Consider the following 11681-nt stretch of genomic DNA (forward strand, 5'->3'; position numbering starts at 1 on the left):
GGTACGATAGCGGCATGCCCGCCGCCGTCCCCGCCCCCGCCGTTCCGACCGCTCCCGCCGCCAGCGGAGCGGATCGTCCCGTGCCCGCCGCGTTCCTCGCGCGATTCGAGGTCGATCTCCCGCGTGTGGGGGACGACCTGCTCGAACCGCCGTTCGATCTGCCCCCCGCGGCGGAATTGCCGCACTTCGGCGGGTTGGACGATTTGCCGCGGTTTGCGGTGGTGAAGGTCGGTTGGACGCCGGCCGGACTGGCGATCGCCTGTCGGGTCGAAGGCAAGTCCCGCAAGCCGGAGGCGTCGGCGAAAGCGGTCAGCGGCGGCGACGGGCTGCACCTGTGGATCGATACCCGCCCCACCGGCACGTCGCATCGCGCCGGCAAATATTGCCGTCGCTTTGCTCTGCTGCCTCGGGTCGGCCGCGTCGGCAAGCCGGGCGTTTACGAGTCGCCGATCATGAAGACGGGGGACGCGTCCGTTGCTGAGCCGCTGCCGATTCCGCTGCAGGCGACGGTCGAACGCGGCGGAGACTACGAACTCGCGGCGTTTCTCCCCGCGGAGCAGCTCCCCGGGTTTGATCCGTCCCGAAGTACGACGATCGCGTTGCACACGGTCGTGACGGACGGGGAACTCGGTTCGCAGCCGTTGACGGTCAGTGAGGCGTTCCCCACCGCCCACGACCCCAGCCTCTGGACCCGTGCGGCCCTCTCGAATTGAAGTGGTCGAAGTGCTCGTCGTCGTGGGGCCGCCAGGGCAACGCGGCGGCGTAGAGCGTCATCACGGCGCCCAGCGAGGTCGCGGCGAAGGACGCCCACAGCGGCGGGTCGAGCCAGAGCGTCTCGTCTTCGACGCTCGTGAACGGCAGATCGCCGTCCCAGTCCGGTCCGAGCCGCAGCGAGCAGCGCTCGACGAACGCCAGGGAGAGTCCGCCCAGCAGCACCCACAGGCCGACGGCGAAGAAACAAGCGCGGAGCACGGCGTCGGCTTTCGGCGGGGGGCGGGCGAAGGGGGCGGTCCGTGCGGTGGACATCGACCGGCCGCAGGCCCACCCTTCGGCCCCGAACCGCCCGCCGGTCCTGCCGGCGCGATCCGCACGTCCCCTCCCTCTCCGCGTTCGACCCGCCCCCCGCCTGATGCACGCCCGAATCGCTCTACTCCCCGGTGACGGCATCGGCCCGGAGATCGTCGCCGAAGCCGTCCGCGTGTTGCAGGCCGTCGCGGACCGGTTCAGTCACACGTTCGAGTTGTCCGAACATCTGATCGGCGGCGCCGCAATCGACGCGGTCGGCGATCCTCTCCCCCCGGACACGCTCAAGGCCTGCAAACAGGCCGACGCGATTCTGCTCGGCGCCGTCGGCGGACCGAAGTGGGACGATCCGAACGCCGCAGTGCGTCCGGAGCAGGGGCTGCTGAGGATTCGGAAGGAGCTCGGCCTGTTCGCCAACCTGCGGCCGATCAAGCCGCTGGACGCCCTCGTCGACGCCTCGCCGCTGAAGACGGACATCGTCCGCGGGACAGACATCCTGTTCGTCCGCGAGCTGACCGGCGGCGTGTATTTCGGCGACAGCGGCCGCCGCGACGACGGCAAGACGGCCTATCAGGAGATGGTCTACTCCGAGGCGGAGGTCGAACGGATCGTCCGTCTGGCCGCCAGGCTCGCCCAAGGCCGCGGCGGTCGCCTGACCAGCGTCGACAAAGCGAACGTCCTCGAACCCTCCCGCTTGTGGCGGAGCGTGACGACCCGCGTGCTGGCCGACGAGTTCCCGGACGTGACGCTGGAGCACGTGCTGGTCGATGCGATGGCGATGCATCTGCTGGTGCGACCGCGGGACTTCGACGTCGTCGTCACCGGCAACCTGTTCGGCGACATTCTTACCGACGAAGCCAGCATGCTGCCCGGGTCATTGGGCCTGCTGCCGAGCGCCTCGCTGGGCGCTCCGAAGAGCGAGGGCGGCGGCCCGGGGCTGTTCGAGCCGATTCACGGCTCCGCCCCGGACATCGCCGGCACCGGTAAGGCCAATCCGCTGGCGACGATTCTGTGCACGGCGATGCTGCTGCGCGACGGCCTCGGCTTGCCGGACGAAGCGGCCGCGGTTGAGGGGGCCGTGCATGACGCCGTCGGCTCCGGCGTTCGCACCGCCGACATCGCCGCCGGCGCCGCGTCCGTGACCACCACCGAAGCCGCCGACGCGGTGCTGGAACGCATCTGAGCGAGCCAAGGCGAGCGGCGGGGCGTCAGCCCCCCGTGCCCTGAATCGTTCGACAGGCAAATAAAAAGCGACCCGGACGCTCCGAGCGTCCGGGTCGCTTTGCTTTGTACCAAACTCAAAGGCTCAGGGGGCTGACGCCCCCCGCTCGCCTCCCTGGCGATCAGTCGTCGCCGGCGAAGCCGAGCAGCATCACCACGTAGTAGAACAGCGTCGCGACGCTGGCGAACAGCGCGAGGCTGGCGGCGACATGCTGGTGCGTGCGGTAGTGATGCAGCACGTTCGAGGTGTTGTAGAGGATCGATCCGCTCATCAGCACGATCATCCCGACGCTGAACCACAGGCCCAGACTGAACCCGAACAGCCAGCCGGCGATGATGACCCCGAACGCCGCGAAGCTGCCGATCGCCAAGGCGCCGCGGAGAAACGAGAAGTCCGCCCCCGATACGAACACCGCGGCCGATAGTCCGCCGAAGATCACCGCCGTAATCAGTCCGGCCATCGGCAGCACGTTGCCGTCCAGTTGCTTCGCGTACCACAGCAACGGCACGAAGATCAGCGCTTCCGCGAGGACGTAGAGACCGAGGCCGAGATACTGCTTGCCGGTGGAGGAGGCGTCCGAACTGGCCCAGGACTGGGCGAGCCAGGAGGCGCCCATGAACAGGAAGAACGCGATGTACCAGTGTCCGCCGATCAAACCGACGAGGAGCCGTTCCAACGGCTCGACGGTCTGAAAGATGCCCTCGATCCCGCAGAAGATCAGCACCGCGGTCAGCAAGTGGGCGTAGGTCCGGCGGATGAACGTCGCCCGCTCCGACCGCGCGGCGTCCGCCGCGAAGCCGTAGCCGGAGGACAGTTCGTAATCGTCAGCGGCGCCGCCGAAGCTCATCGGAGGGATCTCGAGACAGGTGGGGGATGATTCCGTGAGGGAAGTGTCCGTCGCATTGACCGGCGGGTCCAGCAGGAAACGACCCAAGACGCGCTCGGGGCGGTTGGGGGCGTCGGCCTGGACCGGTAGGCTGGGGGGACAAACCCTCAAACCTGCAGCTGATCCGCACCGTGGCCAAGAACTACAAGTCCGACGTCGAAAAGCACACCGCCGACTTCGATCCCGCCAAGCAGTACCGAGTCACCCTCAACACCACCGCCGGTCCGATCCGCCTCGACCTGCGGTCCGACAAGGCGCCCGGTCACTGCAAGAACATGGTCGGCCTGGCGAAGGTCGGCTTCTACGACGACTGCATCTTTCACCGGGTGATCGACGGGTTCATGATCCAGGGCGGCGACCCGACCGGCACCGGCACCGGCGGCCCGGGCTATCAGATCGACGCGGAGTTCAACGACCTCCCGCACGAGCCGGGCGTGCTCAGCATGGCCCGCAGCCAGGATCCGAACAGCGCCGGCAGCCAGTTCTTCATCTGCTTGCCGGGCGACACCAGCTTCCTCAACAACCAATACACCGCGTTCGGCAAGGTCGCGGACGAGGAGAGCATGGCGACGGTCGCCAAGATCGGCGCCGTCGAGACCAACACCGGCGATCGCCCGCTGGACGAAGTGAAGATCGAAAAGGCGTCCGCCGAAGTCGTCGGCTGAAGTCAGCGAAGCTCCAAGACCAAGAACTCAAGAACCAAATGACGAGCAGTCGATCGCTTTGGGATCTTGATTTCTTGGTCTTGAGATTTCACAACGCTTCGCCGTCGCGGTAGCGCTCCGGATGCCAGTCCCGGCCGACTGCCTGAAGCGTCGCTAACGTCGCCGGATCGTTGGCAGTAGCGACGACGCGGGGGAGACGGAGCATGTCCGCTCGGTCGTCCATCCACAGCTCCCGGTAATGAACCGGTTCGCCGGTGTCGCACCAGACGCTGCCGCCGCCGAAGGCGGCGGCGATCTGGGCGGCGGCGGGATAGTCGTAGACGTTGGGGGAATGAATTAACGACCCGGCGAAGGCGCCGGTCGCCATCAGGTCGTAGATGCTGCCGGGAGTTTCGTCGGCGACGACGCCCTCCAAGCCCGCCGCGGTGATCGCCGCCGCGGCGGCGGGATCGCGGTGTTGGAAGCCGATGACGTAGATCTTCTTTGACCCCGACGGCGGCGCGGCCGGCGTGGGCCGGGGAGCGAACGAAGCAAGCGCCGCTCCGGCGGGGCGGGAGGGATCGTCGTCCCCGCAGCGCACTTTGGCGCCGGGACCGGCGCCGACGCACTCGACCCATCGACCGTGTGCTCCCGCATCCGGCACGAAGGTGAGGGAATAGTGGACCGCGTCCTCGGTCCGCAGATTGAGCATCACCGCCCAGCCGTCGCCGGCGTGATCGCGGTACTGCTTCGTGCCGTCGATCGGATCGAGGCACAGCGTCAGCGGCGAATCGGTCGCGAACGCCTCCAGCGGGCCGGTCGCTTCCTCCGCCTCGATGCGACAGGCCAGAAACCGTGGATCGAGATCGCGGAGGGCCGTGACGACCAATTCCTGCACCGTCAGATCGGCGAGGGTGAGGGCGTCGGTGTTACTGGATCCGCTGATCTTGCCGGCGACGGCGATGTCGAACTGCCGCATCCGCGACGCCACCCGTCCCGCCCAGCGGAAGACGGCGGGCAGATGGGCATGCAGGGCCGCGGCGACTTCGGCAGGAACTGGCTGATTCATGCGAAGATAGTAGAGCGGGCCGCGTCCGAACGCTCGCTCGCCGATGACCCCGGTGGCCGGTTCGGCGGCTCCTAATCCCGCGTGCGCGACTCCTACTCGACGGGGGCGTCCTCGCCTCGCGATTCCAAGGACTCCCCCCACCGCCGGAGCGTCGCGACCGCCTCGCGGCGAGCGGCGGGGATCTCACCGGCGGCGTCATCCAGCAGCGCGCGGAGCCGTGCGGCCGCTTCCTCGGAATCAAAGTACCGTAGCGCCCGTGCGGCTTCCGCCCGCGTCTGCGGGTCGTCGGAATTGAGGTTGCGAAAGGCACGGTCTCTCAGCCGATCGTCCACCGGCACGTTCACGCTCAGGCGTCCCCCTGCGTCGTAGAACGGCTCCCAGTCCGTGTTTTGAACCGTCTCCCGAGGCGCTTGCAGACCGAACGTGTGAACCCGCCGCACGCCCGGCGGCGTCTCACGAATCGCGGTGCGGGCGACCCGAAGCACCTCCGCCGGATCCCTGAGCAGCGTGAGGTCTGCGGTCATCGCCTCGACGTCGCCCGGTTTCAGCGAGATAACGCTTACCTTATGTGTTTCGTCCGAACTCGTCAGCAGCAGTCGGGTCTGTTGCTTCTTCCACCGGGCGACGACGGCATCGGGATAGCGGAGAAACTGCTGGACCTGGGTATATGGCGTATCCTCGCGAAAGGGCTGCTTGAGCGTCTCTTCCACGAGGACCACGGTGTTGCGGCCATAATCCGGTTCCCCGTCCTGCTCGGGGAGGTCGTCCCGGATCACCCGCGCGACGAACACGTAGTCGGCGTTGATGACGGCCGCCTCCACGCTGTCAGTCTGGGGAGACAGCGGTTGGGCGGCGGCGGACGGGACCAGCGCCGCACACAGGAGATAGGCGAACGAAAACTTCGACATCGGCTGCGACGGACGCCGGAAGGCGAGCGGTAGGGCGGCTCAACCTATCAACTCGCAACGAACCCGGCCGACTACAAGCCGAAGGAACGCGCCAGAAGATCCTCCCTTAGCGTGCCCGCGGACACGGCGGAGCCGTCGCGGAGGCCGATCAGGGTGACCTGCGCCGGGCTGAACAGCAGCGGGTCCAAGTCGTAGAAGTTCCCGCCGGCTTCGGCGAGCAACTCGGCGAACGGGCGGCCGTGTTGCGGGCTGGACTCGGACGGAACCTTGGACACGAGATCGCGCAGTTCCGCCTGATCCGCTTCGATCCACAACGTGACGCGGGCGCCGTAGAGGATCGAATCGTTCGTTCGTCCCAACGCAACCGAGTCTTCGCCGCCGGCGGGGGCCAGCGGGGCGGAGCCGACGCCGCTGCGCACCCGGCCGACGTCGAAGCCGAGGGCGTCGAGCTTGTGCAGCGCCGTCTCCACGCTGCGGGCGGCGATCTGCACCGTGCCGGCGAGGCTCGCCGTGGGAGCGATACAGAGGATGAGTTTGTCCGGGGCGAGGCCGGCGGACTCCGCAAGATGGGCGGCGACGTTCGGCGGCGGGATTTGGCGGGTCTCCAGCACGCCGACCGCTCGGCGGGCCTCTTCCGAGCCGCCGAGTTTGCGAATCAGTTCTTCTTCGTCGCAGGCCGCCCGCAGCGGGCCGGAGGCCATCGCGAAGAACTGCCCGCCGCTGGAGTCGGCCAGCTCCACCTTCCGACCCGCGTACTGACAACGCAGGCAGGCCGAGATAGGATCGTCCGTCCGCACCGCCGCGTGCGGCCATGGGCGACCGGCGAGCGTCCCCGAATCGATCGACACGTCCAACAGGTCCGCCGAGGAGAGTCGGGCCAGCACGATGCCGGCCTCCAACCCGCCGGGGGCGTGGGCGCCGAAGTCGAGGACCGTGGTGCCGGTCGAGAGCCGCAGCAGGTCGACGCCGAGGTCGTCCAGCCGCTTCATCGTGAAGTCCGCCAACCGGGCGGCGCGGCGGTTCAGCAACCCGCCGGGCGGACTGCCGCCGCCGGGTTTGGCGCCCGCCGCCTTGCGGCCGGGGGAAGGGGACTGTTTCTTGCGTTTCGCCAAGGGGGGCCGATGCCGTTCGTACAACTGTGCCGGGAGCATTGTTCATGCAGACCGTACCCGATCTGCTCGCTTCGATCCCGCAGGTCGGCCGGCTGGAATGGATCGGCCTGTCGCCGGGCCGCCGAATGACGCTGCTCGAACCGGCCGACGCGATCTGCCGGGTCGGCACCGGCCTCGACGGCGACCACCACAGTCTTCGCGGGACCGGCAAGCGGCAGGTGACGTTGATTCAGGCCGAACATCTCCCGGCGATCGCCGCGATGCTCACCCCGACTGCGGACGGTTCAGCGAGAATCGTCACCCCGGCCAAACTCCGGCGGAATCTGTGCGTCGCCGGGTTCCCCTTGCTGGCGGTGAAGAACCGGCGGTTCCGGGTGGGCGATGTGTTGCTGGAGGGCACCGGCTTGTGTCACCCATGCAGCCGGATGGAGTACTACTTCGGCCCCGGCGGGTACAACGCCGTCCGCGGGCACGGCGGCATCACGGCCCGTGTACTCGAACCCGGGACGTTGCGGATCGGCGATGTGATCGAAGCTACGTGAGTCAGCCCGATCGCGGCTACGCCGTGCCGGTGCAGATCTGCGACCATTCGACGAGGCTGCGGCCCACGATCAGCGGGAGGGTCACCCCGCCGGAATCGCGGAGCTTCGCCTGTTTGCTGAGCCGCTTCACCACGGGACGCAGCGGGTTCTCCGAGACCTCGACGGTTCGGGGGATCATCTGCAGTTCGCCCGCCTGGCCCATGCCGCAGGTTCGAGCCGTCGCGGCGAGTTCCTGCAACATCAGGCCGAAACGTTCCTCGTGCAGTAACCCCGCCATCGCGGCGATCTCCGACGGGCCGGCTTCCATGAGGCTGCTCACGGCCGCTTGAAAGTCCGGGCAGTCCCGGCAGCTCCGCACCAGGGCCTCGCGGCAGGACTGCAGGCTGTCCTCCGGCACCGGCAAGGCCATCAGCCGTTCGGCCGACCAACCTTCCCGTTCTTCGGTCGAGCGGGCGTGATCCCAGTCCGCAGCGGTGATGTGCACGTTGGGTGCAGGGGGGGGGAGGGTCGGGATAAACACCGAGGAATCCTCCGTAGGAATTAGGCAAGGGACGCAAAGTTTGCCCGGGAAAATCCCCGGTCGTCAACTCTAGGATCCGCCAAGCGACCGACCGCCGGGCAATTGTGAAGGATCGGACAATCGAGCAGGTTTTCGTGAACCGCGCGAGAGCCGTGGGCGCGAACGATTCAATCCGCAAACTCGGGCCGCGACCGTCCGCGTACTGGAGCATGGCCGGCGATCTCGGCTACAGCCCGCCGATCACTTCGAGGTACTCCAGGAGCAGGAGCCAAGCTGACATCAACCCCGATTCGACCATGACGTAGGCGATCGCTGCCGGGATTCGCCACAGCCAGGGCTGTGGCAGGGGCGCCGCCACGGCGCCCAGTACAAGCGGAAAGCCGAACGCGAGGATCCAGAACCAGACGACGAGCCATTCGGGGTTCATCGCGTCGGCGACGGCGATAAAGCCCATCAGCAGCGGGGCCGCGAGCCACAGGGGGACGAGCGTGGCCGCCGCGATCCGCAAGCCAAAAATCCACCCGGGGGGGAGGCTTGAAATCCGATCCCTGCGGACCGGCTGATCCAAAATCGTCCGGTTCGGAAGCAACTCGATCGCGGCGACGTCGGCGAACCGGACGGAGCGATAGCTCGAAAGTCCCTCCCGTACGCACGCGGTCGTCGCGCTGAACGTCGCGTCCCCGGGGTCGAGCACGGCGAGCGACTCGCCCGCCGCGGTTCTGAGCAGGAACGGCTCGAACGGCTCCCGGAGTACGGCGTCCAGCACGTCGCCCGCCGTCACGGGCGGCGGGGCGTCGCCTTCCGCGGGGGAGGTCATCCCTCGCCCTTCGCCAACTGCCGCAGCACGTAGTGCAGGATGCCCCCGTGCTTGTGGTAGTCCACTTCGACCGGGGTATCGATCCGACAGGCGACGGTGAACATCGTCTCCTCGCCGTCGTCGCCCCGCGCGATCACCTCCACCGGCTGGCCGGGCTTCAGCTCCGCTTCGAGGTGCAGGTCGAAGGTTTCTTTCCCGGTCAGGCCGAGCGCCTCGGCGGATTCGCCCTCGCGGTACTGCAACGGGAGCACGCCCATACCGACGAGGTTGCTGCGGTGAATCCGCTCGTAGCTCTCCGCGATGACGGCCTGAATGCCGAGCAGGTTGGTGCCCTTGGCGGCCCAGTCGCGGGAGGAACCGGTGCCGTACTCTTTGCCGGCCAGCACGATCAACGGGGTGCCGGCCTCGATGTACCGGCGGGAGGCTTCGTAAATGCTGGTCTGCTCGCCCGTCGGCAGGTGCGTGGTGACGGAGCCCTCGGTACCGGGGGCCATTTCGTTCCGCAGGCGGATGTTGGCGAACGTGCCGCGGGTCATCACGCGATCGTTGCCGCGGCGAGAGCCGTAAGAGTTGAACTCCGCCACCGGCACGCCGCGTTCCTGAAGGTATTCGCCGGCCGGACTGCTCGGCTTGATGGCGCCGGCGGGGGAGATGTGGTCGGTCGTGACGCTGTCGCCGACCTTCACGAGACAGCGGGCGCCGTTGATGCTGGCGGTGTCCGCGGGCGTCTCCGGCATGTCGACGAAGAAGGGCGGCTCCTGAATATAGGTGCTGCTGTCCTCCCAGTCGTAGATCTGCCCGTCGGGGCTTTGAATGCTCCGCCATTCCTCCGGACCTTCGGTCGCCTTGGCGTACTGCTCCCGGTAATCGTCCGGGGAGCTGCTGGCGGCGATGGTGTCCTTGATCTCCTGCGCGTCCGGCCACAGGTCCGACAGATAGACCGGGTTGCCGTCGGCGTCGTCGCCCAGCGGCTGGGCGGTGAGGTCGATATCCGTCGTCCCGGCGATGGCGTAGGCGACCACCAGCGGGGGCGAGGCGAGGTAGTTCGCCTTCACGTCCGGGCTGATGCGCCCCTCGAAGTTACGGTTCCCGGAGAGGACCGAGGTGGCGACGAGGTCGTGCTTGTTGATCGCCTCGCTGATCGGCGCCGGCAGCGGGCCGGAGTTGCCGATGCAGGTCGTGCAGCCGTAGCCGACCGTCTGGAAGCCGAGGGCGTTGAGGTCTTCGCTCAGGCCGCTCTTGTCGAGGTAGTCCGTGACGACACGGCTCCCCGGGGCCAGCGAGGTCTTTACCCAGGGCTTGCGGGTGAGTCCGCGCTGCCGGGCTTTCCGAGCGAGCAGCCCGGCGCCGACCATCACGGAGGGGTTGGACGTGTTCGTGCAGGAGGTGATCGCGGCGATCACGACGCTGCCGTGCTTCAATTTGAACGTCTCGTCCTCAAGGAACACTTCGACGCCGTCGAACCCGGGGTCCACGACCGCCTCCTTCACCACGGAACCGTCCGGGGCGGCGACCGCTTCCAACGTCGCTCCCGCGGTCGGCTGAACGGGCGATCCGCCGTCCTTGCCGTTCGGGTGGTTGCCGACCTGTCCGGCGGGCTGGCCGCCCTCCTCGGTCCAGCCGCCGACCGGGTTGTCCTCAATGGTCGTGCTCGACTTGGCGAAGGTCTGCTTGAGCGCCGTCGCCCAGGTGTCCTTCATCTCGTTCAGCGGAATGCGGTCCTGCGGCCGCTTCGGGCCGGCGAGGCAGGGGACCACCGTGCCGATATCCAGCGTCAGGTGGCTGGAGTAGGTGGGCGTCTTGGCGTTCGAGCCGAGGAACAGCCCGTTCTCCTTGGTGTACCGCTCGACGGTGTCCACCAGTTCCGCCGGGCGGCCGGTGCGGCGGAGGTAGTCCAGAGTCTCGCCGTCGACGGGGAAGAAGCCCATCGTCGCCCCGTACTCGGGGGCCATGTTGGCGATCGTCGCCCGGTCCGCGAGGCTCATCGAAGCCAAGGCCGAGCCGTGGAACTCGACGAATTTCCCCACCACGCCGTGCTCGCGGAGCATCTGGACCACGGTCAACACGAGGTCCGTCGCGGTGGCGCCTTCCGGCAGCGTCCCGGTCAGCTCAAAGCCGACGACTTCGGGCGTCAGCATGTAGATCGGCTGGCCGAGCATGACGGCCTCCGCTTCGATGCCGCCCACGCCCCAGCCGACCACGCCGAGGCCGTTGATCATCGTTGTGTGGCTGTCAGTCCCGACGAGGCTGTCCGGGTAGGCGACCCCGTCCTTCGTCAGCACCACGTCCGCGAGGTACTCCAGATTCACCTGGTGGACGATACCCGTCGCGGGGGGGACGACCCGGAAGTTGTCGAACGCTTTCTGTGCCCAGTGCAGCAGTTCGTAGCGCTCGTTGTTGCGCTCGAACTCCCGTTCGACGTTCGTGGCGAGGGCGAACTTGGTTGCGAAGGCGTCCACCTGCACGCTGTGGTCGACGACGAGGTCGCAGGGCACCAGCGGGTTGATCTTCGCCGGGTCGCCGCCCATCCGCACCATCGCGCTGCGGAGCGCCGCCAGGTCCACCACCGCGGGCACGCCGGTGAAGTCCTGCAGGACGACCCGGCCGGGCTTGAAGGGGATCTCCGTCCGGTTCACGTTCGCCGCGTCGTACTTCGCCAACCCGGCGACGTCGTCCTCGGTGACGGCGAACCCGTCCACGTTTCGCAGCAGGCTCTCCAGCAGCACTCGGACGCTGAAGGGGATCGAATCGAGGTCGCACATCCCCGCCTCGGCCAGTTTCGGCAGGCTGTAGTAGTCCATCGAACCGCCGGCCGTGGCAAACGATTGGCGGGCGCCGAAGGGGTTGTGCGACTGGGACATCGGAGTGGGCGAGGACGCGGGCGTGAATGCAGGTGTACGGTTGCCGATCCTAGCCGCCTCCGTGGATGATCGACACC

The 11681-nt window shown here is 67.9% G+C and carries 12 protein-coding genes; 4 read left to right on the forward strand and 8 right to left on the reverse strand.

All coding sequences use genetic code 11. The features are described 5' to 3' along the window. Nucleotides 1-14: 14 nt before the first annotated feature. Complete coding sequence (locus tag LzC2_RS00120) at nucleotides 15-713, forward strand: DOMON domain-containing protein (protein WP_171182456.1); 699 nt, start codon at nucleotides 15-17, stop codon at nucleotides 711-713. On the opposite strand, the gene LzC2_RS00125 is transcribed toward LzC2_RS00120, so the two are convergent. Next, entirely contained in the window at nucleotides 649-1026 is a 378-nt protein-coding gene (locus tag LzC2_RS00125; RefSeq protein WP_171182457.1) for a hypothetical protein, read from the reverse strand. The genes LzC2_RS00120 and LzC2_RS00125 overlap by 65 nt on opposite strands. Nucleotides 1027-1129: 103 nt before the next feature. Here LzC2_RS00125 and leuB point away from each other — a divergent pair, with 103 nt between their 5' ends. Beyond that, on the forward strand, nucleotides 1130-2206 hold the full coding sequence (leuB, locus tag LzC2_RS00130; RefSeq protein WP_171182458.1) for a 3-isopropylmalate dehydrogenase: 1077 nt from the start codon (nucleotides 1130-1132) through the stop codon (nucleotides 2204-2206). A gap of 160 nt (nucleotides 2207-2366) precedes the next feature. Here the strand turns inward: leuB and LzC2_RS00135 are convergent, their stop codons facing one another. Further along, nucleotides 2367-3179, reverse strand: coding sequence for a Bax inhibitor-1/YccA family protein (locus LzC2_RS00135; RefSeq protein WP_246254588.1), 813 nt, complete (start codon nucleotides 3177-3179; stop codon nucleotides 2367-2369). Between the two features lie 83 nt (nucleotides 3180-3262). Here LzC2_RS00135 and LzC2_RS00140 point away from each other — a divergent pair, with 83 nt between their 5' ends. Continuing rightward, nucleotides 3263-3796 (forward strand): peptidylprolyl isomerase, encoded by a 534-nt coding sequence (locus LzC2_RS00140; RefSeq protein WP_171182459.1) that lies wholly within the window; start codon nucleotides 3263-3265, stop codon nucleotides 3794-3796. Between the two features lie 88 nt (nucleotides 3797-3884). Here LzC2_RS00140 and LzC2_RS00145 read toward each other — a convergent pair whose 3' ends face one another. From LzC2_RS00145 to mch, 3 genes are all read right to left on the reverse strand, one after another. Beyond that, the gene (locus tag LzC2_RS00145) at nucleotides 3885-4844 is read right to left on the reverse strand and encodes an inositol monophosphatase family protein (RefSeq protein WP_171182460.1); all 960 of its coding nucleotides are present in this window, start codon (nucleotides 4842-4844) and stop codon (nucleotides 3885-3887) included. A gap of 92 nt (nucleotides 4845-4936) precedes the next feature. After that, nucleotides 4937-5752 carry a HEAT repeat domain-containing protein gene (locus tag LzC2_RS00150; protein WP_171182461.1) on the reverse strand — a complete coding sequence of 272 codons (816 nt, stop codon included), beginning with the start codon at nucleotides 5750-5752 and terminating at the stop codon, nucleotides 4937-4939. Between the two features lie 71 nt (nucleotides 5753-5823). Beyond that, a complete protein-coding gene (mch, locus tag LzC2_RS00155) occupies nucleotides 5824-6903 on the reverse strand; it encodes a methenyltetrahydromethanopterin cyclohydrolase (RefSeq protein WP_246254589.1) in 1080 nt (359 codons plus the stop codon). 5 nt (nucleotides 6904-6908) lie between these two features. On the opposite strand from mch, the gene LzC2_RS00160 reads away from it, so the two are divergent. After that, nucleotides 6909-7406: an MOSC domain-containing protein gene (locus tag LzC2_RS00160; RefSeq protein ID WP_171182463.1), complete on the forward strand. Its 498-nt coding sequence runs from the start codon at nucleotides 6909-6911 to the stop codon at nucleotides 7404-7406. A gap of 16 nt (nucleotides 7407-7422) precedes the next feature. Here LzC2_RS00160 and LzC2_RS00165 read toward each other — a convergent pair whose 3' ends face one another. The 3 genes from LzC2_RS00165 to LzC2_RS00175 all read right to left on the reverse strand — a co-directional run bounded on the left by LzC2_RS00165 (nucleotide 7423) and on the right by LzC2_RS00175 (nucleotide 11604). Beyond that, entirely contained in the window at nucleotides 7423-7926 is a 504-nt protein-coding gene (locus tag LzC2_RS00165; protein WP_171182464.1) for a hypothetical protein, read from the reverse strand. A gap of 226 nt (nucleotides 7927-8152) precedes the next feature. Continuing rightward, entirely contained in the window at nucleotides 8153-8743 is a 591-nt protein-coding gene (locus tag LzC2_RS00170) for a hypothetical protein (protein WP_171182465.1), read from the reverse strand. Beyond that, nucleotides 8740-11604 carry an aconitate hydratase gene (locus tag LzC2_RS00175; protein ID WP_171182466.1) on the reverse strand — a complete coding sequence of 955 codons (2865 nt, stop codon included), beginning with the start codon at nucleotides 11602-11604 and terminating at the stop codon, nucleotides 8740-8742. The genes LzC2_RS00170 and LzC2_RS00175 overlap by 4 nt, the downstream gene beginning before the upstream one ends. Nucleotides 11605-11681 lie beyond the last annotated feature (77 nt).

Source organism: Alienimonas chondri, from assembly GCF_013036045.1.
Classification (GTDB): domain Bacteria; phylum Planctomycetota; class Planctomycetia; order Planctomycetales; family Planctomycetaceae; genus Alienimonas; species Alienimonas chondri.

What these genes read in the sequence shown, in the direction of transcription:
- LzC2_RS00150 (WP_171182461.1), bottom strand. Translation starts at nt 5,752, where the DNA reads ATGTCGAAGTTTTCGTTCGCCTATCTCCTGTGTGCGGCGCTGGTCCCG.
- LzC2_RS00125 (WP_171182457.1), bottom strand. Translation starts at nt 1,026, where the DNA reads ATGTCCACCGCACGGACCGCCCCCTTCGCCCGCCCCCCGCCGAAAGCC.
- LzC2_RS00145 (WP_171182460.1), bottom strand. Translation starts at nt 4,844, where the DNA reads ATGAATCAGCCAGTTCCTGCCGAAGTCGCCGCGGCCCTGCATGCCCAT.
- LzC2_RS00170 (WP_171182465.1), bottom strand. Translation starts at nt 8,743, where the DNA reads ATGACCTCCCCCGCGGAAGGCGACGCCCCGCCGCCCGTGACGGCGGGC.
- LzC2_RS00120 (WP_171182456.1), top strand. Translation starts at nt 15, where the DNA reads ATGCCCGCCGCCGTCCCCGCCCCCGCCGTTCCGACCGCTCCCGCCGCC.
- LzC2_RS00175 (WP_171182466.1), bottom strand. Translation starts at nt 11,604, where the DNA reads ATGTCCCAGTCGCACAACCCCTTCGGCGCCCGCCAATCGTTTGCCACG.
- LzC2_RS00160 (WP_171182463.1), top strand. Translation starts at nt 6,909, where the DNA reads ATGCAGACCGTACCCGATCTGCTCGCTTCGATCCCGCAGGTCGGCCGG.
- leuB (WP_171182458.1), top strand. Translation starts at nt 1,130, where the DNA reads ATGCACGCCCGAATCGCTCTACTCCCCGGTGACGGCATCGGCCCGGAG.
- mch (WP_246254589.1), bottom strand. Translation starts at nt 6,903, where the DNA reads ATGCTCCCGGCACAGTTGTACGAACGGCATCGGCCCCCCTTGGCGAAA.